The following is a 26,009-nucleotide window of genomic DNA, read 5'->3' on the forward strand; positions in this document are numbered from 1 at the left end:
TCAAAATGATTTCAAATAAAAAAACGAATCCGATTTGCTAACCTGTTTATTTTCAAACAACAATCAAAAGCAGGAACAGCCTCTCTCATCCTTTGGAACAGTTTTTGAAATATTTGCGTCAATACAGGGAAAACGAGTGATTTGATCCCTAAAGTTAAAAGTATTTAAAAGATTATTAGTAAAATGAAAAATATTATTTCAAAAGTTATATTAGGAAGTTTCGTTGTAGGTGCGGTAAGTATGGCAAGTGCCCAGAAAATTGATGCAAAGGCTAAAAAAATATTAGATGACATTACAGCCAACTATAAATCTAAAAAGAATTCTTACTTCAAATTTTCTTTTGGAAGTGGTCTGAACGAGCAGGTAACCAAAACTGAACCCGGTATTTATTATTCTGCCGGAGATAAGTATAAATTAAAGATCATGGATACCGAACAGATCTTTGACGGAAATAAAATCTATAACATCAACGCTGATGATATGGAAGTGACGATAGCAAAGCCTAACGGAAGCAGTGCGCTCTTCTCCCCTATCAATTACCTGAGCACTTACAGAAACGACTATAATGTAACGTATAATGGTAAGAAAACAGTAAACGGTGTGAATGCAGATTTCATTAAGCTTACTCCGGTAAAGTCAAACGGAATAAAATATGTCTATCTTTTTGTAGATTCCGCCAAAAAGCAAATGGTAAAGCTTGAGCAGCACGGAAGCAATAAAGATGTTGCAGTAATCGCTATCAAAGAATACAAGGAAAATCAGGAACTGGATCCTAATATGTTTGTGTTTGACAAGAATAAGTTTAAAAACTACGTCATTACGGAACTTTAAAAACCTGATAGCGAATTCACAAAGGGTAAATTTGCTTTTAACGTTAAAAAAATAACAAAATATAAGAAGCCACAAGTAAACTTTGTGGCTTTTTGATTAATTTTGGCGCATGTTAAAAATACTAGACCGATATATCATAAAAACCTTCTTTGGACCGTTTTTCTTTATATTCAGCGTATTGTTTTTCATTTTTATTGTAAACATTATCTGGGTTCAACTGGGACAATTTATGGGAAAGGGATTAAGCTACTGGCAAATCCTTAAACTTCTTTTTTACCTTGGGGTAAATGTTATCAGTATGGTTCTCCCGCTTACGATTCTTTTGGCGAGTATTATGTCATTCGGAGAGTTCGGGGAACGCTATGAGCTTGCCGCAATGAAAGCTGCGGGAATTCCTCTGACCAGGGTAATGACTCCTTTATTGGGTATTGCTACCATACTGGCAATTATGCTCTTCTTTTTCTCCAACAATATTATTCCTGATTTTCAGAAAAAGGCAAAGAACATGCTGTTCAATATTGCCCAGACAAAGCCTGCAATCAATTTTACTCCGGGGCAATTTATCGACCAGATTCCAGGATATATGGTAAAGTTTGATAAAATATATGGTGAAAACGGGGAAAATATAGAAGGTGTTTTTGTCCATAAAAAAGCAAGTTCTTACGAAAACCAGCAATCGGTGGTTGCCGAAAAAGGAAAGTTTGTTCCTGCTACAAACAAAAATTTCCTGAAACTGGTTTTGTATAACGGCTATATCTTTGAGGATAATTTTGCGGGAAGAGGTGATCTGGTGAAACAAAAACAACCCGATCAGTCTATCAAATTCGACACGTTGGTTTCTCACTTCAACATTAGTGAGATCATCAATAAAGCTATCGAAGAGGAGAAAATTACGGATGATTACCGCTTTCAGACTTATAATCAGCTGAATCAAACGATCGCTACCAGCAAAAAGGAAAATGAACAGTTTTTTACCAACATCGGAAATGATGTTTTAAGCCAGACCAATTCAGTTATCAGCTATATGGATAAGGGCAATAAAGCTAAGGTCGCTGCCAAAGCCCAGATAAAACTGGATACTGTAAAAGGAACTAAAAAACTGGATATCATCTATAATTCCTACAACAGACTCGACAACCTGAAAACATCACTGGAATCAAGAAAGAATGAATTCAGTACCAACGTAAAATACTTTAGTAAAATTGTTATTTATCAACAGAGAATTGTGTCGTATTCTGTAACCTGTATCATCTTTTTCCTGATCGGGGCCAGCTTAGGATCTATCATCAGAAAGGGAGGTATGGGCCTTCCTGTGATTATAGCTATTGTGATCTTCATCGTATTTTATGTATTGAATGTAGGAGTGGAAAACATGTCATGGAGTGGAAAAATGAATCCATATCTGGCGGCGTGGCTTCCTAACCTGATTCTTCTCCCTTTTGGAGTTTGGATGACCTACAAGGCATTGACCGATTCTCAATTATTTGATGCTGAAAAATATAAGGCATTCTTTAAACCGATTGTTAAATTGTTTGTAAAAAATAAAGAGCATCAGAGATATCAATAGTACATGAACGATTAACTTAAAATAATAAAGAAGTCCGGAAAATTCCGGACTTCTTTTGGTTTATATTTAAAAATTATCTTCTATTATGATTTTAAATATAAAAAATTATCTTTGCGTACATTAAAAAAATAACCATGAAGAAATTACTACTGATGGGCCTCTTTGGCTTTCTTTCCGTGAATATGTACGCGCAGGAGGAGACAGATACTTACAATGGCCAGAAATATGGATATATAATTGATCAATCCGGAAAAAAAATTGAAGGGGTTGTACGCCTTAACGGAAGTTCTGTAAGCCCGTGGCAAAATCAGCTGAAAGTAAAATTTGCTGCTGTTGCCGATATTGATAAGGTAAAAAACCGGATCAAGTATAAGACGTACGACGCTGATGAGATCAAAGAGTACATGATCTACGAAGGTGACAATCCCAGAATTTTCAAAGCTGTAAAATATTCGAATACCAGAGAAGCCCTTATAGGATCTGAAAGCTCCACAGGAATAGGTGCAGGGTTTAAAGCCCTTAACAACCTTTCGAGGACGTCTCAATTTGCAGAGCTTGTGATGGATGGTAAAATCACGGTGTATAAATTGTATGGCTACCCGACATCAGTCACTGCCAATACAGCATATGCAATCTCACAGGCAGAGGCCGACCGGTTAATTAATAATCCCAATTATATTTATTCCAAAAAAGGAGGAAAAGCAGAAGAGCTTACCCCTTCAAAAGCAAAAATTATTATTGCAGATTGTCCTTATGCAAAAGGTAAAATGGCAAAAGGCGAATACGGATCTCTGAAGAATGAAGAAAAAAAGAGAACGGGACTTGGAAAGTTTATCCGGGATGAAATCAGTAACACAATGACTGATAAGCTATCATTGGTGAATGAAGTGATCTATGATTATAATGAAAATTGTAAATAAAATCCAGTTATACGAACTCCTATTAAAAAGCCCTATATTTTAGTTAATCATAAAAAAGAGATTCAATGAATCTCTTTTTTATTTTTAATCTTAAGCCTAAAACTTATAAACAAAGGCGTTGATATTCATTCCAGCGCCTACCGAAGCAAACAAGACCACATCATCCTTTTTGATTTTATGATGTTCCATTTCATCCTTTAAAATCATCGTCAGCAAAGACGGAATGGTTGCCACGCTGCTATTACCCAGTTTATGGATCACCATAGGCATAATGTTTTCAGGAACTTTCATTCCATACAGTTGGTAAAATCTGTCAACGATAGCTTCATCCATTTTTTCATTAGCCTGATGGATAATGATCTTATTTAATTGATCAATAGAATAGCCACTGCTGTCAAAACATTTTTTCATAGCATCAGGAACATTGGAAAGGGCAAATTCATATATTTTCCTTCCATCCATCTTAATATACCTTGTATCAGGACATTTCTCATTATTATATGATTTTCCGAAATACAGATAATCCTTCTCAGCAAATGTATAGGAAGCTGACAGATGAGACTTTATGCCTGATTCACCATCAGGGTTAGCATCCAAAATCGCCGCACCGGCTCCGTCAGCATAGATCATGCTGTCTCTGTCATGAATATCCACAACACGCGAAAGCGTTTCTGCTCCAATAACGAGACAGCGCTTTGCAATTCCCGCTTTAATAAATGCATTGGCCTGTATTACCCCTTCAATCCAACCCGGACATCCGAACAAAACGTCATAGGCAACGCAAAAATTATTTCTGATTCCTAGTAAATGTTTCACTCGTGCTGCAAGGCTTGGAACCATATCTGATTGAACAGTTCCGAAACGGACATCACCAAAATTATGGGCAAATATTATATAGTCTAATGTTTCGGGATCAATCTTTGCATTTTCGATGGCTTCACGGGCAGCAATAAATCCTAAATCTGAAGTAACCTGAGTATTGTTAGCATATCTTCTCTCTTCAATACCGGTGATCTTTTTTAATTTCTCTGTTATAGACGCATTGTTTTCTTTTAATAATATTCCTCTGTCATTTAGAAAAATATGTTTATCAAAAAACAGGTTTGTGATCGTTTCAGATGGAATGTAGTTCCCCACACCAATAATTTTTGTCATCCTTTAATGTTTAACTTCCTGTTTTAATAAGGTTTTGCAGGAATAATTTTATAAATATAATGAATTAACGTCAATACTTGTCAATATATTATAATCGTTCGGACCATTATGTGAAAAAATAAAATGATTCACATAACAACTTTCGTTTTGCATACGGATGGGAATAAAAAAAGAGGCTTCCTTTTGGGAAACCTCTCGTGATATATTTTCAAAAAACTGAAAAATTATACCTTCATAATTTCAGCTTCTTTTGTCTTAAGATGCTCATCGCAAAGCTTTACATATTTATCGGTATATGTCTGAATTTCTTCTTCCACACCTTTTACAACATCTTCAGAAACTCCATCTAGCTTTTTAAGCTCTTTCAAACCGTCTTGTCTCGCGTTTCTTACTGTTACTTTTGTTTGCTCTGCCTCTACTTTAGCCTGTTTCGCCAATTCTCTTCTTCGGTCTTCTGTTAAAGGCGGAACATTAAGAATGATATTTTCCCCGTTATTAGAAGGCGCAAAGCCTAAATTTGAATTGATGATTGCTTTTTCAATTGCATTGATTGCTGTTCTGTCCCAAGGTTGAATAGAAATAGTCATTGCATCTGGAATAGAAACGTTCGCAACCTGGTTAAGAGGAGTCATAGCTCCATAATATTCCACCATTACATCCTGAACCATAGAGGTAGAAGCACGTCCCGCTCTAATTCTTTGAAATGCATGATCCAGGTGCTTTACAGCTGCGTCCATGTCCTGCTTTACAGATTCTAATATAAGATCTAATTCTTCCATTATTATTTGATAGTTTGATAAATTACACATTTTAATACATACTGACAATCAAATAGCTAACTATTCAAAACCTTTGTTTTTTAAGTCCTTTCCACTATTTTTACTATTCAGTGGTGCAAAAATAATAATTGTTTTCGATATTTCAGTACATCGGCTTTCCCAATTTTTAACTTCTCACTCATTTATACTCTACAGGAACCCGGAAAGGTTGCCCACGGCTTATTATCGGTTGTTATGTGTCTTTTCCTTTTCATTTCTTATCAGAGAGCAGTAAATATAAATAAAAAACCTCCCGAAGGAGGAAAGTGATAAATGAAATATATAAAAGTGATGTGGTGTTAAATAAAGTTTCTCTTAAAAACCTGCATTAACATTAGCAATGCATATGCCAACAAGGTCACTGTTTAAGGAAATCACTCTTTTTGTGGTACGTATTTATAAAATAAAAATTTCTTCAAAAAAATAATACCACATCAACCATTTAGCCCCTACTGTGGCATATTGCTTGATAATGCATAAAAAACATTTTAAAACTAGCAATGGAACCAATTCACGAAGAATTATACGATAATGAAGTTACTGTAACACTTGCGCTTTTAAATAGAGATTTACAAGAAATGATGAATCATTGCGCATTATATAAGTGGAAATATGAAATGATTAATTCTTACAACCTGCAGGTTCGCATCCCAAAAGACTCAGTTCATTTGTTATTTTATTTAGGACATAAAATTCTGTCCGGGTTGAGTCTGGCAGCTGATCCCGACAATGCTAATTTACAGTTACAAATATAGGGGATCCAGTTTATTAAAAATTATATGCCCACACTGAATAAGAGTAAATGAAAGAATAGCAGTAAAAATCGGTAGTGGTGTATTGTATAATTTCGTTTAATGAAACAGCTTATTCTACATATTGATAATCACGTAGCCATTGTAAGGTTGCGGCAAAAAAATTAGGCAATGCTTTTCAAGCATTGCCTAATTTATATAATTAAAAGAATGACATTCTGAAGACAGTACCGATGTACTATTCCAGATCTCATCATCTATTATTTACAAATCAACTAAAGTACCTACATTCTCCCCATCTACAATTCTTTCAAGATTGCCATCTTTATTCATGTCGAATACGATGATAGGCAATTTATTTTCATGGCTCAGGGTGAAGGCAGTCATATCCATTACTTTAAGGTTTTTAGCATATACTTCATCAAAAGATAATGAATTGTATTTTACAGCATCTGCATTCTTTTCAGGATCGCTGTCGTAGATTCCGTCTACTCTTGTCCCTTTAAGGATCACATCTGCTCCAATTTCAATAGCCCTTAAAGTGGCAGCTGTATCGGTTGTGAAATAAGGGTTTCCTGTTCCTGCCCCGAAGATCACTACTCTCCCTTTTTCAAGGTGTCTTACTGCTCTTCTTTTGATGAAAGGTTCAGCAACTTTATCCATTTCGATTGCCGACTGAAGTCTGGTTTTGATACCTGCATCTTCCAATGCTCCCTGCAATGCCATTCCGTTGATCACGGTAGCCAGCATTCCCATATAATCTCCCTGTACTCTATCCATTCCTTTTGCAGCACCTGCTACGCCACGGAAAATATTTCCACCTCCGATAACGATTGCAACTTCACAGCCCTTTTCAACTACTTTTTTGATCTCTGCAGCATATTCCTGCAGTCTTTCGTTGTCAATACCGTATTGTCTGTTCCCCATTAAGGCCTCACCGCTCAGTTTCAAAAGGATTCTTTTATATTTCATCTTTTATTTTTAGTAACTTTTTATTAGGATGGGTTTCCCCAGAATTTGATTTTGCAAATATAATCATTAAAGATATTGATAGAAGAAAAATATTTAATTAGAAATAATGTCAGAAATATTTTGAAAAGTACGAAAAAGGATTATTTTTGCATTAATTATAAACTGAATTGAAGAAAATTATCATTTTTTCATTATTTCTATCTGGAATTGTTTCTTATGCGCAAACAGGAACAAATGTTTATCCGTTCTTAAATGTACCTGTTTCTGCAAGACAAGCAGCCCTTGGAGGAGATGCGATTTCTGTAAGAGATTCTGATGTTTCCTTTGCTATTGCAAACCCGTCCCTTTTAAACAAAGACTCTGATAAACAGCTTTCTGTAAACGCCACGGCATACCTTGCTGATTCAAAATACGGTACCATTGCCTATGCCAAAGACTTTGAAAATGGTCACATGGCTACCATCAATGCCCGTTATATGAGTTACGGAAGTATTCCGAGAACAGACGAAAGCGGATTTCAGAATGGAGACTTCAAAGCTTCAGATGTTGCCATCGGTGCCGGATATGCCTACCAGTTTGAAGAAGACTGGACCATCGGTGGGGGTCTTAATTTTGTGACTTCAAAAATTGATAATTATACTTCTTCTGCCATCTCAGGAACTGCAGGGGTTACCTATCACAACAAAAAAAACAAAGAAGTTCTTTCCCTTGTTCTGAGAAATTTCGGATTCCAGTTAAAATCATTCAATGGAGTGCGCGAAAATCTTCCGTTCAGAATTGATCTTGGATATACCAAAACTTTAAAAAATTTCCCTTTAGCTATTACTGTTACAGCCCATGATCTCCAGAAGTTCGACATTTCTTCCGAATATAATGTTGAAGGTCAGAAAGTGAATGCCGGCAGAAAGATTGCCGACCACTTCTCTTTAGGGGCAGAGTTATTCCCGGAAAAAAGCTTCAATATCAGACTCGGATACAATGTAAAAAGAGGAAATGAGCTTGCTGTGGCGGATCAGAGAAACTTTTCAGGGCTTTCGGCAGGATTTGGAATTAAAGTTTCGAGGTTCCGGATCGATTATGCTCATGTGAGATATCACAACTCATCCAATGTCAATCAGATAGGAGTTTCCATGGACCTTTCAAGCCATGCTGGAGAATAATTTATCTCTCTGAAAATCTTAGAATAAGTAATAAATTTCTTGCCTTCTCTTGATTTTTTAAAAAAAATCTTGAAATTTGCAGTATGAAAAAACCAGTAATTGCTATCGATGGGTACTCGTCTACCGGAAAAAGTTCTATCTCCAAAATCATTGCCGATAAGCTGGGACTTATTCATATGGACACGGGAGCACTTTACAGAGGAGTTACCTGGTATGCATTGCAACACTGCCTGAATGACAATGGTCAGATCGACCTTGACCAACTATTTTCTTCTTTCAGCAACATCAATCTTGAGTTTAAAAACAGTGAAGGAACACTCATTCTTTATCTTAACAACGAAGATATTTCTAAGGAAATCCGTACCAATCTGGTATCCGAAAATGTAAGCCTTGTCGCCAAACAAAAAGAAATCAGAGATTTTTTATTACAATCTCAGCGTTCTTTGGCAGAAAAAGGAGGTGTCATTATGGATGGACGTGACATAGGGACTGTAGTTCTGCCAAATGCGGACTATAAATTTTTCCTTACTGCCAGTATTGATGAAAGAACAAACAGAAGGTTTCTGGAACTTAAAAGCCTGGGGATTGAGGCTGTCAGAGAGCAGGTGAAACAAAACCTTATCGACAGGGATAAGATAGACAGTGAGCGTGAAATCGCCCCTTTAAAGCAGGCAGAGGACGCTATAGTTGTTGATAATTCTGAATTGACAAAGGAAGAAACTATAGAACTTATTCTATCCCACATTCAAAAGATTTAACAATTTTTAATAGGCATAAAGCCTCCTTTGGTATACAAATTGTAAGTTTTATTACTGAAAAAACTAATCTATTATTAATTTTAAAAAACTTAAAATGTCTAGAAAAGGAAAAAATACAGCAGGTATATTGGCAGGACTTCTTGCAGGTGCTGCAGCAGGTGTAATCTTAGGAATTTTATATGCACCTGAAGAAGGAAAAGAAACCAGAAAAAAAATCAAAAATAAAACAAACGATTTAAAAGATCAGGCTAAAAATAAGTATGGAGAGGTTTCTGAAAAGGTAAAAGACCAGTATGGCAATATTTCTTCTACTTTCAAAGAAACAGCGAATAACGTAGCACATACTGTGAAAGACGGATACGACAAGTACAAAGATCAGATTGTTTCTAAAACAGCTGATGTAGTAAAGGATGTAGAGGCTGAACTTAACGATCTAAAAAAATAAGTAATTTATCTTCTTTAAGTAAATTACAAGAAGGAACTTTTTGCATAAAAGTTCCTTTTTTTGTAACTTTAAAAAAAAACAATGATAGAAACTATTAAAGAATACGCCTCGAAGAGAATAGATCTTCTGAAAATTGAAGCTACTGAAAAATCTTCTCTTTCGGCAGGGCTCATTACCTACTTTGTAGTACTGCTTGTTGCTTTTGCTTTTTTTATTATCCTTTTCAATTTTGGAGTCGCTTTCCTTATCGGTAAGGCGTTGGATAATTATTCCTACGGATTCTTAATTGTTGCTGCATTTTATGCGTTGGTAATGGCTTTCGTTATTGCTTTCAAAAATAAAATCGTCAATACTGTTGCAGATCAGGTTATTAAATTTTTAAATCATTAAGCTATGGGCAGAAAATATGAAAGCATTGAAGAATTAAGAAGAAAGAAAAAACTGCTTCAGGGTGAAATAAGTGATCTGGAGAATCTTCTTACCTTTAAAAATACCAAAGAGAGTCTGAGTGCTTTTACCAATGGTTTAAGTGATCAGTATCTTCAGGAAAAAGTGGATGAAGACGGTGATGAAAAAGTAGTTTTAAGAAAAGATGTCATTGCAAAACAGCTTACCTCGGAAGTAAAAGATCTGCTGATCAGTAAAAATACAGCAGTAGGAATTGCCAGCTCTGCCTTCAAAGGAGGAAATATCACAGACAGCCTGGTTAAACTCGGTGTTACTGCCCTGGTAGGAAACTACGCCAAAAAGAATATGAAAAGCTCTAACTGGAAGAAAAAACTGATAGGGGTAGCTTTAATATACCTCGCTCCTATTGCCTTGAAATATGTCCGTAAGAAAATGGAAGTGTATCAGAAAAATAAAAGTGTATCCAGTATGGAACAATTGATATAACAATTTATATAGATGTCAGACATCAGATTCCGGATGTATCGGTTGAGTAATTAATTTTTCCCCAACCTGTTAAAAGTCTGAAATCTGATATCTGAAATCTGAAGTTTATTTTGAAAATAACTGTCCTAAAATAATTCCCGCAGCCATCGAAACATTTAAACTTTCTGTAGACTGCGATTTTCCAAATCTCGGAATGCTGATACTTTTCTGAAGAAGCGTCTCCGTCTCCGGCCTCATACCATTACCTTCATTTCCTAAAATCAGGTTGATCTTCTCAGGTTTTTCAAAAGTGTAGATATTTTCCCCTTCCATATCGGTTCCGATATTTACATTCTGAGTTGTTGAAAGATACTCTACAAGGTCTGTATAGACCACATTTACCCGGGTAAAAGATCCCATGGTAGCCTGAATTACCTTCGGATTGTAAAAATCCACAGTGTCTTCACTGCAGATGATCTGTTCTATCCCAAACCAATCTGCCAACCGGATAATAGTTCCTAAATTTCCGGGGTCCTGAATACCATCCAGAACCAACTGAATATTTTTATCCTCCAATCTTTCATCATCAGCCAGATGACATACTGCAACAGAATCTTTTGGGGTTTTTAAAAAACTGATTTTTTTCAACTCATTTTCAGAGATATGAGTGATGGGAATGTCTGTACGGTCCAATTTTTGCGGATCGGTTGAGAATATTTCTTTAACTTTAAAATTGGAATTAGAAAGTTCACAAATGATTTTATTACCTTCAACCAAAAACAAATTGTATTTTTGCCTGAACTTCTTTTTATCTAAAGATTGTAAAACTTTTATTGTATGAGCTGTAAGCATTTTAAGAATTCTCCTCAAAAATATTATAAAATTATCTCATTTGCAACATTTGTTGGTCTCCTTTATGCTTGTAGTACAACAAAAAAAGTTCCGAACGGTGAATATCTCCTTACCAGGAACAATTTCGACTTCGAAGACAAAAGAGAATTTTTTGATGATGAACTAAAAGATTACGTACAACAGAAGCCTAATAAAAAGCAGCTTCTCTTCATGCCCTTAGGATTGCTTTTCTACAATATGGCCAATCCTAAATATGATACGGTCCTTAATGAGTATATGACGTATCCCGGGGAAATGAGAAATCAGAAACTGAGAGATTCTCTGTTCCTTAAATACAACATTAAAAGCAGTGTAGGAAAAAGCCTTCTTTTTGACCGTTTATTACACAATTGGGGTACTCCGCCTGTTATTCTTGATCAGGGGCGAACAGAAAAAAGTGCGGAATCTATCAAAAAAAGACTCGTCTACAGAGGATTTTGGGATGGTGATGTTAAATTTAACAATAAACTGGACTCCGCTTCTAAAAAGGCAACAGTAGATTATATCATCAGACACAACGATCCTACTTATATCAAAGATTATTATTTTAATATTCCTGATCAGGGAATAAAACAAATTTATAATGATCATATTGATAAAACCCTTGTAAGAGCCGGACAAATCCTTGACCAAACAGCTCTTGAAAAGGAAGTGACCCGAATTACAGACCTGATGAGGGAATCAGGGTATTACAGGTTCAACAGTTCCAATGACGAAATATATTTTGTCGCCGATTCGCTGAAAAGTAAAAAGCAGGTTCCGGTTACCCTGGAAATTCATAAAGACTCACTGGACCGCCCTTATAAAAAAGCTACTTTCGGAAATATCGACGTTGCGATTGTAGATGAAGCAAGCGATTACCCAAAAAATACTGTTAAAGACAGTTTGAGAAGAATACGATTCCATAAAATGAATGATAAGTATAAATCATCATCACTATGGAGAGCTATCATTGTAGATAATAAACAGCTTTTTGATCAGCAGAAACTCGATGTGACGAAGAGGAATCTTATGACCATGAACAATTTCAGCATCGTAAAAGCAAGAGATTCCTTGAGACAGGGAGGAATGACCACGCCTAACGACAGTATTGTAGATGTTTTATATGTATTAAAACCACTTCCGAAGTATGAACTTAAAGTAGGAACGGATCTTAATTATTCCCAGATTCTGAATCTTGGAATCTCTCCTTCTGTAGATCTTACGACCCGTAATGTTTTCAGAGGTGCGGAAAACCTTTCCACCAGTCTTTCCGGGACATTCGGTTCTATCAGGAGTACAGGTGATATTGATAAAAGAACGCTGGCATATGAACTATCTGCCCAGGCATCCTTAAACTTCCCGCGGCTGTTGCTGCCTTTTAATTATTATAAATTTATCCCTAAAAGATATACACCCACTTCATCCATTTTGCTGGGAGCTTCGATACAAAATAACATCGGTCTCGGAAGATTAAACTTTAATACAGGATTGAACTACCAGGCGAATGTAAATGAACAGGTTTACCATAAGCTGACCTTATTCAATACACAGATCAGTTTGACGAAGAATAAGAATGCGTACTATGACTATTTCAGGAACGACATGTTGGTAAGAGATGAAGCGTTTAACAGTTATTTTGCTTATGATCCCGCAGCCAAAACAGCTTATGAATCTGGGGCGGTGTCGATGGATCAGTTATCCGAGCGAATCATTACCGATGACACGTATCGTGCCACTCTTGGTCAGCAGGGGCTTGACCTTTTGTCAACTTTCAGAGGGAGTCTTATTAACAAAGAAAGGCAAACTCAGGATGTGCTTATTTCATCCATGATCTACAACTTTGTATACAATGAGATTGGTAAAAAAGAATATCCCAATGCCTTTTACTTCAATGGAAAAGTTGAGCTGGCAGGTAATATCCTAAGCCTTTTCAATAAAAGAAGTAATGACGGCGGAGTTGTTATGGGTCCTCAAAAAACAATCTTCGGAATCCCTTATGCACAATATGTAAAATTTGATATTGATACCAGAAAATATTTCAAATTCAATGGTAACCAGACATTGGTTCTGCGACAGTTTGTCGGTGTAGGTATTCCTTATGGGAATTCTGATGATATGCCTATTATCAAATCCTATTTCAATGGTGGATCAAACGATATCAGAGCCTGGGTTGCCTTTGGGGGATTAGGTCCTGCAGATTCTCAGGTGGACGAAAGAGTGCGTACTTATATGACCAACGATATTAAGCTCACCACCAATATTGAATACAGAATTCCTTTTACCAGTATGTATGAAGGGGCGTTGTTTACCGATATCGGAAATACATGGAGTCTTCGTGATCACAATGATGCACATAACGATGTCTTTAAATTCAATAAATTCCTGGGACAAATGGGTATCGGAAGTGGATTTGGATTAAGGGTAAACGTAGCTTATATTACGTTAAGATTAGATTTTGCCTATAAAATCTATGATCCTAACAAAGCTGAAGGAGATCGTTGGAGAATCAAAAACATTCAGCCTTTCAAACCAACACTTAATATTGCCTTCGGGTATCCTTTCTAATCCGGAGAAACACCCAGAATAAAATATACTACAGCAATCACACGGGCGAGGATTTCCCTCGCCTGATTTCTGTAAAAGCTTTCAGGTTTATTGACATCCTGAGCATCAAACCCCAAAGCATTCATATCATTATTTCTTGCAAAAAATAAGGCACGCAGATTATGGTATCCCTGTGATACAATGATTACATTTTTCTTTTTGTAGACATCTTTACAACGAAGAATACTCTTGTACGTATTAAAGCCTTTCGGATCTTCTATGATAATATCTCCGGGAACGCCTTCCTGATAAACCAGATAATTTTTCATGGCAGCCGGTTCATTATAGCCTTTGCTTTTCTCTCCGCTTACAATAATTTTTTTAATTTTTCCATGGTGATAAAGAAGAGCTGCCGCATCCATCCTTTTGGTAAAATAAGGATTTGATAATCCTGATCTCATCTTAGGAGAAGTTCCTAAAACAAGGGCAATCTCTCTGGGAGGAATTTTAGATATTTTGGTGTAGGTACGACCATTCGTAAGCCCGAAAACCCAGACATTACAAAAACATATCATCAGAATTCCCAACTCTAATGACACTAAACCTAAATTGAATATGTTCCTAATAATTCTCAACTAAGATCAAAGTTAAGCTTTATTTTTTTACTTTTCACAATAGACATGCAAGCCAGTATATGCCCCTGCGCTTCCTCTTTTTCCGTAAGGTATTCATTCTCCAACAGTTCCACTTCTCCTTCTTCCAGAGAACATTCACAACTGCCGCAAATTCCGGATTTACATGAATAAGGCACAGGAAATTTTTGAATTAAAAGCTGTTGCAGAATCCGATCCTTATTATCAGGGAGATGTGTATTGTATTCTTTCCCCAGCATAGTAAACTTCACCTCAATATCTTCAATAAGCGGAAATTCTTTCTCAACAGGATAAATATCATCATTATATTCTTCAAAAAGTTCAAAATGAATATTTTTTTTAGGAATTCCGTGATGGTAACAAGCGTTGGCTAAGGTCTTAATCATTTCTCCTTTTCCGCATATCAGTACTTCATCAACGGCATCCCAGATGGTAGATTCTTCATCAGTATCATCCAGATGAAGAATCTGGTTAATGATTAAGTTTAATTTCTTTTCGTCTAATCTACCATAGAAAAACTGATCAGCTGTTTTTTCTTGTGAGAAAAAATAAAAAATCTGAAGCCTGTCACCATTTGTGCGTGCAAGATTGTCCAGTTGATCACGATATATCAGCTCATCGGAACTCTTGTTTCCAAAAAATAAAAACAATCTTGTGCGTGGTTCGTTATGAAGGATGTTTTTAAAATGACTTAATATGGGGGTAATTCCAATGCCTGCCGCAAAAGCAACGATCGTTCTAAACTCACTTGGTTTAGAGACTATGGTAAATCTGCCTGCGGGTTCGCTTATCAGCAATTCGTCTCCCACCTGGTAATTCCTGAATAGCTGCGAAGTAGCTCCATCAATAGAATTCACCTTTATTCCAAGATCTATTTTCCCCTCGTAGGGTGCCGAAGTCATTGAATAGTCATTAATAACCTCTTTACCATGAGATTGAAATTTCACACTCACGAACTGCCCTGCTTCAAACTTAAAATTTTCTTTTAAATTCTCAGGAATTTCGAACTCCAGAGAAAAAGTATTTTTGGTCAGCTCTTCCTTTTTCGCTATTTTTAACGGATGAAACTGTATAAGTTTCCCTTTGTAGATTTGTTGTTCCATAACTTCAATTCAAAAATAGATAAAAAATAATTTATGAAGAAGATAATTTTATCCACGTTGATTTTAACTGCATTGTACAGCTGTAAAAAAGACGCTAAGACAAACGATGCCCAATCAACAACAGATTCCCTTTCTGTAACCCAAAATACAGATAATAAAGCTGATACATATGTACCGAAAGAACTTTCTCCTGAAAACGTCGGCCAGCATTTAGCTAAAAATAACGATACGTTATATGTCACTAATTTTTTTGCTACATGGTGTGGTCCTTGTATGAGAGAGATCCCAAGTTTCAAAAACAAAATGCAGGAGCTGCAAGGTAAACCTGTAAAGTTCACCTTCGTAAATCTTGATGATAAATCCGAGTGGGATACTTCAGTAAAAAACTTTGTCGTAGAAAATAACCTGGGGAAAAATGTTATCCTGTTAGACGGACAAAAAATAGACCCGACCTTCTTTTCCAGTAATTTCAAACAATGGGACGGAGGATCGATTCCTTTTACTTTTATGAGAAAAGGAGACAAAACGGATGAGTATCTGGGAATGATGACTGAAGAAGTGTTGAATTCCAAGATTGATTCTTTTTTAAAGTAATCTATACAGACTTCTTTCCGAATCATGTCAAAAAGGTTTAAAATCCTGTGTCTATTATTAGTTATTGCAATCATTATCGGTGCAGTTATCAATCTGAACACAGGATTTTTAAGTTTAGATATCAAAGATTTTTTTCAAAATTCCCCACAGAACCAAATTGCAGAAATCCGGATCAACCGTGTACTGGTTATGCTTCTTGCAGGAATTTCAATTCCTACTTCCGGTTTTTTGATGCAGGAGTATTTTCAAAACCCGCTGGCCGGGCCTGATATCCTGGGAATCACCTCGGTAGCCAGTTTGTCGGTGGCATTTTATATTTTCTTTTCCCATGACATTTTGCTGCCGGAATTTCTTCAAAATAGTTTTTTAAGCCTATCAGCCATTGGAGGAAGCCTTGTCCTCATGCTTATTCTGTTATCAATGTCCAATAAATTCCAGGATAAATCTTACCTGATTATTTTTGGATTTCTGGTATCTGCATTTGCCGGAGCAATTGTTTCGTTACTTCAATTTTATGCTGAAAATCAAAGCCTTAAAAATTATATTCTATGGTCCTTCGGAGCCAATAATATGGTCAACAGAAACCAGATTTATGTCTTGTCCATATTGGTATTCACAGGACTTTTTTTCTGTTTTAAAACCATAAAACCCTTGATTGGAAATTCTCTGGGCACTGCATATGCACAAAGTCTGGGCGTCAATCTGAAACAACTGAAATTATTGATCATTGTCGCAGCTTCTTTACTTTCTGCTTCTATTACAGCATTTTTAGGTCCTATCCTATTTATTGGAATTATCGTGCCTCATTTCTGCAGACTGGTGTACAATCCATCCAAACTATGGCAACAATGGATTCTTAATATGTTTCTGGGAATGCTGATTATGTTGTTTTTCTCAATTATTGCAGAAAAGACGCAGATTCCTTTAAATGTGATCAGTTCTGTTTTTGGAATTCCTGTGATCCTGGGAATGCTTTTGAAACAGAACAGAGTATAATCATTTAGTTGAAACTAAAGAACGTAAAGCTTTTTTAAATAAAATTTTGCTTTTGAGACGCAAGAAAATCAATATGTTCAGCAGATGTAAACCGATCATATGTTGCTACTAATCCGCGAATAAAATTATCTATGCATAAATTCTATGTGCCTATCCGGTCGAAAAAAATGAAATCATATAAGGAAATATATTCGTGATTTTGTGGCATTACATTATACTATATTTAATTTGCCATCATTTATAAATTAAAAAACAGAATAAAAATTTTTATTTTGTCAAATTCCATGCGGCTTAAAACTGTATTTTTGTAAAACAATTTGCGCCTTTGCGTTTTAGCGAACATCAGACATGCACTTACAGATCAGACAAGCCCATATCGGTTACAATACAACATTAATTTCTAATGCCACTGCAGATTTAAAGCTAGGTGACGTTTGTTTGTTGATTGGCAACAACGGTGTAGGAAAAACAACTTTGATCAAATCTATTTTACATCAGACTCCATTACTTCAGGGAGAGATCTCAATCAATGGAAAAAATATAAAAAGTCTTTCTGTAAAGGAAGTTGCAGAGAATATTGCTATTGTTTTTTCAAAATCGGTCATTCCACAGCATTATACTGTTGAAGACCTCATTTCTCTGGGAAAATACATCTACTATCCTTTTTATTTTGAATTGAAAAAAGAAGACCGGGAAGAGGTTGCTCATATTATTGAGGAACTTGATCTCAGTCAATACCGGTATACGCTGCTGAAAAATCTTTCGGACGGTAATCTTCAGAAAGCATTTATCGGACGGGCTATTACCCAGAACTCTCCTATTATTATTTTAGATGAGCCCACCACCCATCTTGATGAAAAGAACAAAATCATCATTCTTAAAACACTAAGACGATTAGCCAAAGAGCAAAATAGAATTATTTTATTCTCCTCTCACGACTGGAGACTTGCCAAAGAATTTGCAGACAAAATATGGTACGTAAAAGATAAACAGCTTTATACAGGAATTGTGGAAGACCTCCTTCTTCAGCACGAAGAGCTGACGAATCCTTCATTATTTGAAGTTAATGAAAAATTTATCCCTCCCCATATTTCTGCACCGCCGGTCCATAAAGAAATGTTGTATTCTTTACTTCAGAAAAACTTTCAAAAAGACCTTTCTTCCTTTAATTTTGAATTTAAGGATACCTTTTGGGAGATCACCAACAATTCCGCGGAATACCAATGTGAATCTTTTGAAGAAATCATAATTTTAATCGAAAACATTTAATAATCAACGCTTTTATTTGATTATTTCACATACTATGCATGCATAGTATTATGCTTGTCATATAATTTAATCCGTTTATTATCAATCTATTAACAAAATTTAACGTTAATAAATATTATGCATGCATAATATTTATTAAATTTGGGTAAAACCATTGGCGCAAAAAATGATGGATAATAATAAGGAAAAAATAGAAAACGTAGATTTAATTTTAAAACAGACCTGGCTGGCTGTTTCTAAAATGTACACCGAATTGGCACAAGAGCATGATTCAACAGCTGTACAAGCCCTTACCCTTCTTAAAATTGATCCCAAAGAAGGCACGAGAAGTACCAATCTTGGTCCCAAAATGGCCATAGAACCTACCTCTTTAACAAGAATCATTAAACTTCTGGAAGATAACGGATACATCTATAAGGAGAAAACAACCACTGACAAAAGGGAGGTTATTATCAAACTTACGGATAAAGGACTTAATTCAAGGAATATGTCCAAAGAAGTCGTTGTCAACTTTAATAAGAAAGTCATGGAGAAAATTGCTCCTGAAAAGATGGAAACTTTTAAAGATGTAATGACTGAAATCATGAAAATAGCAAACGAATTACTAAACAACAGGAAATAAATTATTATGGGGCCTTATGGCCACATATAATCTTACAAATAATAAAAATTTACATATGAAAAGAAGAATCAAACATGTAACGGTTCTTGGTTCAGGAATTATGGGTAGCGGTATTGCAGCGCACTTCGCAAACATCGGTGTGGAAGTGTCACTTTTGGATATCGTTCCTTTTGAACTGACGGAAGCTGAACAGAAAAAAGGTTTGACCAAAGAAGATAAGGTAGTAAGAAACAGAATTGCTACGGAAAACTTTGAAAAACTTAAAAAAGCAAGTCCTGCACTTCTTTATTCTCCAAAGTTTGCAGATAGAATCAAGGTGGGTAACTTCGATGATGATTTACAGAAAATAAAAAATACAGACTGGATCATTGAAGTAGTTGTAGAAAGGCTTGACATCAAGAAATCGGTATATGAAAAGATTGAACAGTTCAGAAAACCGGGTACTTTAATTTCTTCTAATACATCCGGAATTCCCATTCATTTATTAACAGAAGGAAGAAGTGAAGATTTTAAAAAATACTTTGCAGGGACTCACTTTTTTAATCCTGTAAGATATCTTCCTCTTTTAGAAATTATCCCTACAAACGATACAGATCCTGAAATCATAGACTTCTATATGAATTATGGAGCTAAATTCTTAGGTAAAACCACCGTTTTGGCAAAAGATACTCCGGCCTTCATTGCCAACAGAATCGGAGTATTCTCTATGATGGATCTTCTTCATAATGTACAAAAATTAGGACTTACGGTTTCTGATGTGGATAAATTAACAGGACCTGTAATCGGACGTCCTAAATCTGCTACGTTCAGAACAGCTGACGTTGTGGGTCTTGATACCTTGGTAATGGTAGCAAATGGAGTTCGCCAAAGTGGTGCTGAAGCTAACGATTTTAATGATGTTTTTGCACTTCCTGATTACATCCAGAAGATGATGGATAATAAATGGCTGGGTTCAAAAACAGAACAAGGTTTCTATAAAAAGGTTAAAAATGCAGAAGGTAAATCTGAAATTCATGGCTTAAACCTTGATACTTTAGAATACGAACTTCAGGGAAAATCTTCATTCCCTACCCTGGAATTAACAAAAGCTATAGACAAACCAATTGACAGATTCAAAGTTTTGATTGGTGGCAAAGATAAAGCGGGAGAATTATACAGAAAATCACTGGGGGCATTATTCGCTTACGTCTCTCATAAAGTTCCTGAAATCTCTGACGAAGTTTACAAAATTGACGACGCCATGAGAGCCGGATTCGGATGGGAAAACGGACCTTTTGAAATCTGGGATGCCGTAGGAGTTCAGAAAGGTATTGAACTGGCCAAAGATGCCGGCTACGAAGTTTCAGACTGGGTTAAAAATGTAGAAACATTTTATAAAGTTAACGATGAAGGACAAAGCATTTATGTAGATAAAAATTCAGGGCAATACAACAAAATCCCTGGACAGGATGCCTTCATTATCCTTGATAATATCAGAAAAAACAAGACGCTTTGGAGCAACTCCGGCGCCGCTATCGAAGATTTAGGAGACGGAATCATCAATTTTGAAATCCGTTCTAAAATGAACTCTCTTGGAGGCGAAGTTCTTGACGGCCTCAACAGAGCGATCGATTTAGCAGAAAAAGAATATGACGGATTGGTTATAGGAAATCAAGGTGCCAATTTCTCAGTAGGAGCAAACCTGGCAATGATCCTGATGATGGCTATTGAGCAGGACTGGGATGATTTAAATATGGCAATCGCTTACTTTCAGAAGTCCATGATGAGAGTACGCTACTCTTCTATTCCTGTAGTGGTAGCTCCTCACGGAATGACCTTAGGTGGTGGATGTGAAATGACCATGCACGCAGACCGTGTAGTTGCTGCAGCGGAAACTTATATTGGACTGGTAGAAACCGGAGTCGGCGTCATTCCTGGTGGTGGTGGTACTAAAGAACTTACCCTGAGAACTTCCAGAGAATTCCACAGTGATGATGTTAAAAATAACAGACTTCGTGATGCTTTCATGAATATCGCAATGGGTAAAGTAGCCACTTCCGCCTATGAAGCTTACGATATGGGAATCCTTGAAAAAGGAAAAGATATCGTTTCCGTAAGCAAAAACAGACAGATTGCCGAAGCTAAAAAGGTTGCTAAACTATTGGCAGAACAAGGGTATACCCAACCTATCGAACAAAAAGTAAAAGTTTTAGGTAAAGATGCATTAGGAATGTTCTATGTAGGAACAGACCAAATGCTTACCGGAAACTATATTTCTGCACACGACAAGAAAATTGCAGATAAACTGGCCAACGTAATGGTAGGTGGAAATTTATCTGAACCAACCGTCGTTACAGAACAGTATCTATTGAATCTTGAAAGAGAAACTTTCCTTCAGCTTTGTGGTGAAAGAAAGACATTGGAGAGAATTCAGTATATGTTGCAAAATGGTAAACCGTTGAGAAACTAATGGGGAGCTCCGTAGGAGCGAACTGTTAATAGCTATGAATAGTTTTAAGAAATAAAAGAGCCTCTTAGAGGCGGCCTATTAGTTTTATGGCAAATACCTACACACAAATTTATATCCACATTGTTTTCGCTGTTAAAGGAAGACAAAACTTGATTTCAAAAGAAAAAAGGGAGGAATTACATAAATTTATTACAGGTGTTGTGTCCAATAGAAATCAAAAATTATTCGCAGTTTTTGCGATGCCTGATCACGTTCATCTTCTTGTAAGTATGGGTCCGACATGTTCGGTATCAGATTTAGTAAGAGATATTAAAGCGGGCTCTTCAAAATTCATCAATGAAAAAGGATGGATGAATAATAAGTTCAACTGGCAGGAAGGATACGGAGCTTTTTCTTATTCCAGAAGTGGTGTTGATTCGGTTGTAAAATATATTTTAAACCAGGAAGAACATCATCAAAAGAAGACGTTTAGAGAAGAATATTTTGATTTCTTGACAAAATTTGAAATTGACTATGATCCAAAATATGTATTTGAATGGATTGAAGATTAACAGGTCGCTCCTAACGGAGCTCCAAAAAAAAGCATTAATAAATATCTATAAACAGTTTACCTCTACGAGGCAAAAATCTTTCAAAACAAATTAATTAAAAAAAAATGAAAACAGCATACATTGTAAAAGGATTCAGATCAGCAGTAGGAAAAGCGCCAAAAGGGTCCCTACGCTTTACACGTCCTGACGTGATGGCAGCTACCGTTATTGAAAAATTAATGGCTGAGCTTCCTCAATTAGATAAAAACAGAATTGATGACCTTATTGTAGGAAATGCAATGCCTGAAGCAGAGCAAGGGCTGAACGTTGCACGTCTGATCTCTTTAATGGGGTTAAATACGGATAAAGTTCCTGGAGTAACGGTCAACAGATATTGTGCATCAGGTAGCGAGGCGATTGCTATCGCTTCAGCAAAAATACAGGCAGGAATGGCTGATTGTATCATTGCCGGAGGTACAGAATCTATGTCATATATTCCGATGGGTGGTTACAAACCTGTCCCGGAAACTGATATCGCTAAAACAAATCCTGATTACTATTGGGGAATGGGCTACACAGCTGAAGAAGTGGCCAAACAATATAATATTACAAGAGAAGAACAGGATCAGTTTGCTTTTGAATCTCACATGAAAGCATTAAAAGCGAATCAGGAAGGAAGATTTGCCAACCAGATTGTTCCTATTCCCGTAGAATATAATTTTCTTGATGAAAATCAGAAAATGCAGACTAAAAAGTTTGACTTCTCTGTAGATGAAGGGCCAAGGGCTGATACTTCTTTGGCCGGTCTTTCCAAACTAAGACCTGTATTTGCCAACGGAGGAAGCGTAACAGCCGGAAACTCTTCTCAGATGAGTGATGGGGCAGCTTTCGTAATGGTAATGAGCGAAGAAATGGTAAAAGAATTAGGTCTTGAACCTGAAGCAAGACTGGTAGCGTATGCTGCTGCTGGTCTTGAACCAAGAATTATGGGTATGGGACCTGTCTATGCTATTCCAAAAGCCCTTAAACAAGCAGGTCTAGAGCTAAAAGATATCGATTTGATAGAGCTAAACGAAGCTTTTGCCTCTCAATCTGTAGCCATTAAAAAAGAATTAGGATTAAATCCTGACATCCTGAATGTAAACGGAGGTGCCATTGCACTCGGACACCCTCTGGGATGTACAGGTACCAAACTAACGGTTCAGTTGCTCGACGAAATGAGAAAACGAGGAAACAAATACGGAATGGTTTCAATGTGCGTTGGAACAGGACAGGGAGCAGCTTCTATTTTTGAACTACTTTAACGACTAAGAGAGCAAAGAATAAAGAGGAAAGACTTATGAAACATAACTTCAAACATCTTAATATCTGGAAACTCTCTATTGAGTTGGCTGATGAAGTTTATGTTGCTACAGATCGTTTTCCAAAAAACGAAGAATTTGGGCTTAAGTCTCAGATTAGAAGATGTACGGTTTCTGTAGCTTCCAATATTGCAGAAGGCTCAAGCAGAAGTTCAAATAAAGATTTTAATCGTTTTTTAGAAATAAGTCTTGGTTCTCTTTATGAATTGCAAACTCAAATTATAATTTCGGCCAACAGAAATTACTTGGAAATTTCTAAAACCGAAGAAATAGAAAATAAAATCATAGAACTGCAGAGAATGATTTCTGGCTTTCAAAAGAATTTAACATTCTAAGTCTTTCATCTTTTCTCTTTGTTCTTTAATCTAAAAAAACAAAATAATATATGGCTACACTAAAAGGAGGTGAATTCCTGATTAAGGAAATTCCTGCAAATGAAATTTTCAGCATTGAAGAACTGAATGAGGAGCAAAAAATGCTTCGTGATTCAGCAAAAGAATTTATAGATAGAGAGGTAGTTCCTCAAAGAGAACGTTTTGAAAAGAAAGATTATGCATTTACAGAAGAAACAATGCGTAAACTTGGTGATATGGGAATGCTGGGAATTGCCGTTCCTGAAGAGTACGGAGGCCTTGGAATGGGGTTTGTGACCACAATGCTTGCCTGCGATTATCTTTCCGGGACAACTGGTTCTTTAGCAACAGCATACGGTGCTCACACGGGTATTGGTACCCTTCCTATCGTTTTATACGGAACTGAGGAGCAAAAGAAAAAATATCTTCCGGATCTGGCAACAGGAACAAAGTTTGGAGCTTACTGTTTAACTGAGCCGGATGCAGGTTCTGATGCCAACTCAGGGAAAACAAAAGCAAAACTTTCTGAAGACGGAAAACACTATATCATCAACGGACAGAAAATGTGGATTTCCAATGCTGGATTTGCAGATACATTTACATTATTTGCAAAAATTGATGATGATAAAAACATCACCGGATTTGTAATCAACAGATCTGAACTTGAAAATCCTGAAAGCTTAACATTTGGTGAGGAAGAACATAAATTAGGTATTCGTGCCTCTTCTACCCGTCAGGTATTTTTCAATGATATGAAAATTCCTGTAGAAAATCTTTTAGGAGAAAGAAACAACGGATTCAAAATCGCTTTAAATGCATTGAACGTAGGCCGAATCAAATTGGCTGCAGCATGTTTAGATGCGCAGAGAAGGATTTTAAACCACTCTATCCAGTATTCTAATGAAAGAAAGCAATTCGGGGTTTCTATCTCTACTTTCGGAGCAATCAGAAAGAAAATTGCTGAAATGGCAACCGGTGTTTTCGTAAGTGAAGCAGGTTCTTACAGAGCAGCAAAGAATGTTCAGGATAAAATTGATGAACTGGTAGCTGGCGGAATGGATCATCAGGCTGCTGAGCTAAAAGGTGTTGAAGAATTCGCTGTAGAATGTTCAATCCTTAAAGTTTTTGTATCGGATCTTGCACAGCATACTGCAGACGAAGGTATTCAGGTATACGGAGGTATGGGATTCTCTGAAGACACGCCAATGGAAGCTGCATGGAGAGATTCAAGGATTTCAAGAATCTATGAAGGTACCAACGAGATCAACAGATTATTAGCGGTAGGAATGCTTATTAAAAGAGCAATGAAAGGTGAATTGGATCTTTTATCTCCTGCTATGGCAATCAGTAAGGAATTAATGGGTATTCCTTCATTTGAAGTTCCGGATTACTCAGAATTCATGAGTGAAGAAAAAGCTATTATCGCAAACCTTAAGAAAGTATTTTTAATGGTTTCGGGAGCTGCTCTTCAAAAATATATGATGGATATTGAAAAACAACAACATCTGTTATTAAATGCTTCTGAAATTCTTAACCAGATCTATATGGCAGAATCTGCAGTATTAAGAGCAGAAAAACACTTCTCTCCTGAATCTGTAGAAGCAGCTATGGCTCAGTTAAACCTTTACAAAGCAGTAGAAAAAATCACTGCTGCAGCTAAAGAAGGAATTGTTTCTTTTGCTGAAGGAGATGAGCAGAGAATGATGCTTTCCGGATTAAGAAGATTTACAAAGTATACCAACCATCCAAATGTAGTGGCATTAACTGAAAAAGTGGCGGCTCACTATATTGATAAGGGAGCTTATTAGTCTTTTATAACATAAATTTGATTCAGCGTCTCATTATGAGGCGCTTTTTTTGTACGTTCTATTAATAATATTATGACATTCAACCCATTACACTTATTTAATTATGAATTTTCAATAAAAAACACTATTTTTATTGAAAATTAATATACACATGAGAATTCTATTATGATCCAGGCTGATGTTCAGTACTCCATTTAGAAAAATCTAAAACAGCCTTCACAACAAAACTATTTAAATAATCAAAACAACAATCTAAAATTATTATCATGGGAAAATTTATTATTTCAAAAAGAACCAATGGAGATTTTCAGTTTAATCTAAAAGCCGGAAACGGTCAGGTAATCCTTACCAGCCAGGGCTACAACTCAAAACCATCATGTGAGAACGGAATCACATCGGTAAAAACCAATGCACAGGATGACTCAAAATTTGAAAGGAATACAGCAAAAGACGGAAGATGTTATTTTAATCTGAAGGCGGGAAACGGACAGATTATAGGAACCAGTCAAATGTATGAATCGGATAATGGTATGGAAAACGGTATAGAATCAGTGAAAAACAATGCTCCAAATGCTCCTGTAGAAGAGGAAATTAAATAAACAA

Annotated in this window: 26 protein-coding genes; 20 read left to right on the plus strand and 6 right to left on the minus strand. The window is 36.2% G+C overall.

The features are described 5' to 3' along the window. The first annotated feature begins 183 nt into the window (after positions 1-183). The 3 genes from M030_RS0120610 to M030_RS0120620 all read left to right on the plus strand — a co-directional run bounded on the left by M030_RS0120610 (position 184) and on the right by M030_RS0120620 (position 3,318). Positions 184-831, plus strand: a complete 648-nt coding sequence (locus tag M030_RS0120610; RefSeq protein WP_027375127.1) for a LolA family protein — start codon at positions 184-186, stop codon at positions 829-831. 109 nt (positions 832-940) lie between these two features. Beyond that, complete coding sequence (locus tag M030_RS0120615) at positions 941-2,398, plus strand: LptF/LptG family permease (protein WP_027375128.1); 1,458 nt, start codon at positions 941-943, stop codon at positions 2,396-2,398. Between the two features lie 134 nt (positions 2,399-2,532). Further along, complete coding sequence (locus M030_RS0120620) at positions 2,533-3,318, plus strand: hypothetical protein (protein WP_027375129.1); 786 nt, start codon at positions 2,533-2,535, stop codon at positions 3,316-3,318. Between the two features lie 96 nt (positions 3,319-3,414). Here M030_RS0120620 and M030_RS0120625 read toward each other — a convergent pair whose 3' ends face one another. Both M030_RS0120625 and frr read right to left on the minus strand, forming a co-directional pair. Beyond that, entirely contained in the window at positions 3,415-4,473 is a 1,059-nt protein-coding gene (locus M030_RS0120625; RefSeq protein WP_027375130.1) for a 3-oxoacyl-ACP synthase III family protein, read from the minus strand. A 224-nt stretch (positions 4,474-4,697) separates the two neighbouring features. Further along, positions 4,698-5,252, minus strand: coding sequence for a ribosome recycling factor (frr, locus tag M030_RS0120630; protein ID WP_027375131.1), 555 nt, complete (start codon positions 5,250-5,252; stop codon positions 4,698-4,700). Between the two features lie 539 nt (positions 5,253-5,791). Here frr and M030_RS0120635 point away from each other — a divergent pair. Beyond that, positions 5,792-6,046, plus strand: a complete 255-nt coding sequence (locus M030_RS0120635) for a hypothetical protein (RefSeq protein ID WP_027375132.1) — start codon at positions 5,792-5,794, stop codon at positions 6,044-6,046. Between the two features lie 261 nt (positions 6,047-6,307). Here the strand turns inward: M030_RS0120635 and pyrH are convergent, their stop codons facing one another. Further along, positions 6,308-7,015 (minus strand): UMP kinase, encoded by a 708-nt coding sequence (gene pyrH / locus M030_RS0120640; protein WP_027375133.1) that lies wholly within the window; start codon positions 7,013-7,015, stop codon positions 6,308-6,310. Between the two features lie 167 nt (positions 7,016-7,182). On the opposite strand from pyrH, the gene porQ reads away from it, so the two are divergent. The 5 genes from porQ (at position 7,183) to M030_RS0120665 (ending at position 10,272) form a co-directional block, all read left to right on the plus strand. After that, entirely contained in the window at positions 7,183-8,175 is a 993-nt protein-coding gene (porQ, locus tag M030_RS0120645; protein ID WP_027375134.1) for a type IX secretion system protein PorQ, read from the plus strand. A gap of 83 nt (positions 8,176-8,258) precedes the next feature. Next, positions 8,259-8,933, plus strand: coding sequence for a (d)CMP kinase (gene cmk / locus M030_RS0120650; protein ID WP_027375135.1), 675 nt, complete (start codon positions 8,259-8,261; stop codon positions 8,931-8,933). Between the two features lie 94 nt (positions 8,934-9,027). Next, positions 9,028-9,378, plus strand: a complete 351-nt coding sequence (locus tag M030_RS0120655) for a YtxH domain-containing protein (protein WP_027375136.1) — start codon at positions 9,028-9,030, stop codon at positions 9,376-9,378. An 81-nt stretch (positions 9,379-9,459) separates the two neighbouring features. Then, positions 9,460-9,768: a phage holin family protein gene (locus tag M030_RS0120660; protein WP_027375137.1), complete on the plus strand. Its 309-nt coding sequence runs from the start codon at positions 9,460-9,462 to the stop codon at positions 9,766-9,768. 3 nt (positions 9,769-9,771) lie between these two features. Next, positions 9,772-10,272, plus strand: a complete 501-nt coding sequence (locus M030_RS0120665; protein ID WP_027375138.1) for a hypothetical protein — start codon at positions 9,772-9,774, stop codon at positions 10,270-10,272. Between the two features lie 105 nt (positions 10,273-10,377). On the opposite strand, the gene M030_RS0120670 is transcribed toward M030_RS0120665, so the two are convergent. Next, positions 10,378-11,103, minus strand: coding sequence for a TrmH family RNA methyltransferase (locus tag M030_RS0120670; protein ID WP_027375139.1), 726 nt, complete (start codon positions 11,101-11,103; stop codon positions 10,378-10,380). Between M030_RS0120670 and M030_RS0120675 the strand changes: the two genes are divergently transcribed. Beyond that, positions 11,089-13,689, plus strand: coding sequence for a BamA/TamA family outer membrane protein (locus M030_RS0120675; protein ID WP_027375140.1), 2,601 nt, complete (start codon positions 11,089-11,091; stop codon positions 13,687-13,689). The genes M030_RS0120670 and M030_RS0120675 overlap by 15 nt on opposite strands. On the opposite strand, the gene M030_RS0120680 is transcribed toward M030_RS0120675, so the two are convergent. Further along, a complete protein-coding gene (locus M030_RS0120680; protein ID WP_373277765.1) occupies positions 13,686-14,243 on the minus strand; it encodes a vancomycin high temperature exclusion protein in 558 nt (185 codons plus the stop codon). The genes M030_RS0120675 and M030_RS0120680 overlap by 4 nt on opposite strands. 56 nt (positions 14,244-14,299) lie before the next feature. Next, a complete protein-coding gene (locus M030_RS0120685) occupies positions 14,300-15,424 on the minus strand; it encodes a ferredoxin--NADP reductase (protein WP_027375142.1) in 1,125 nt (374 codons plus the stop codon). Between the two features lie 33 nt (positions 15,425-15,457). Here M030_RS0120685 and M030_RS0120690 point away from each other — a divergent pair, with 33 nt between their 5' ends. The 10 genes from M030_RS0120690 (at position 15,458) to M030_RS0120735 (ending at position 26,005) form a co-directional block, all read left to right on the plus strand. Then, on the plus strand, positions 15,458-16,018 hold the full coding sequence (locus tag M030_RS0120690; RefSeq protein ID WP_027375143.1) for a TlpA family protein disulfide reductase: 561 nt from the start codon (positions 15,458-15,460) through the stop codon (positions 16,016-16,018). 24 nt (positions 16,019-16,042) lie between these two features. Beyond that, positions 16,043-17,014 carry a FecCD family ABC transporter permease gene (locus M030_RS0120695; protein ID WP_027375144.1) on the plus strand — a complete coding sequence of 324 codons (972 nt, stop codon included), beginning with the start codon at positions 16,043-16,045 and terminating at the stop codon, positions 17,012-17,014. Positions 17,015-17,362: 348 nt separating this feature from the next. Then, positions 17,363-18,283, plus strand: coding sequence for an ABC transporter ATP-binding protein (locus tag M030_RS0120700; protein ID WP_027375145.1), 921 nt, complete (start codon positions 17,363-17,365; stop codon positions 18,281-18,283). Positions 18,284-18,452: 169 nt separating this feature from the next. Continuing rightward, complete coding sequence (locus tag M030_RS0120705) at positions 18,453-18,905, plus strand: MarR family winged helix-turn-helix transcriptional regulator (RefSeq protein WP_027375146.1); 453 nt, start codon at positions 18,453-18,455, stop codon at positions 18,903-18,905. Between the two features lie 55 nt (positions 18,906-18,960). Further along, the gene (locus M030_RS0120710) at positions 18,961-21,354 is read left to right on the plus strand and encodes a 3-hydroxyacyl-CoA dehydrogenase/enoyl-CoA hydratase family protein (RefSeq protein WP_027375147.1); all 2,394 of its coding nucleotides are present in this window, start codon (positions 18,961-18,963) and stop codon (positions 21,352-21,354) included. A gap of 86 nt (positions 21,355-21,440) precedes the next feature. Further along, positions 21,441-21,905, plus strand: a complete 465-nt coding sequence (gene tnpA / locus M030_RS0120715; protein WP_027375148.1) for an IS200/IS605 family transposase — start codon at positions 21,441-21,443, stop codon at positions 21,903-21,905. Positions 21,906-22,009: 104 nt separating this feature from the next. Beyond that, entirely contained in the window at positions 22,010-23,188 is a 1,179-nt protein-coding gene (locus M030_RS0120720; protein ID WP_027375149.1) for a thiolase family protein, read from the plus strand. 35 nt (positions 23,189-23,223) lie between these two features. Next, complete coding sequence (locus M030_RS0120725) at positions 23,224-23,580, plus strand: four helix bundle protein (RefSeq protein ID WP_027375150.1); 357 nt, start codon at positions 23,224-23,226, stop codon at positions 23,578-23,580. A 50-nt stretch (positions 23,581-23,630) separates the two neighbouring features. Continuing rightward, complete coding sequence (locus tag M030_RS0120730; RefSeq protein ID WP_027375151.1) at positions 23,631-25,406, plus strand: acyl-CoA dehydrogenase family protein; 1,776 nt, start codon at positions 23,631-23,633, stop codon at positions 25,404-25,406. Positions 25,407-25,672: 266 nt separating this feature from the next. Beyond that, positions 25,673-26,005: a YegP family protein gene (locus M030_RS0120735; protein ID WP_027375152.1), complete on the plus strand. Its 333-nt coding sequence runs from the start codon at positions 25,673-25,675 to the stop codon at positions 26,003-26,005. Positions 26,006-26,009: the final 4 nt, after the last annotated feature.

Source organism: Chryseobacterium sp. UNC8MFCol (assembly GCF_000482305.1).
Taxonomy (GTDB): domain Bacteria; phylum Bacteroidota; class Bacteroidia; order Flavobacteriales; family Weeksellaceae; genus Chryseobacterium; species Chryseobacterium indologenes.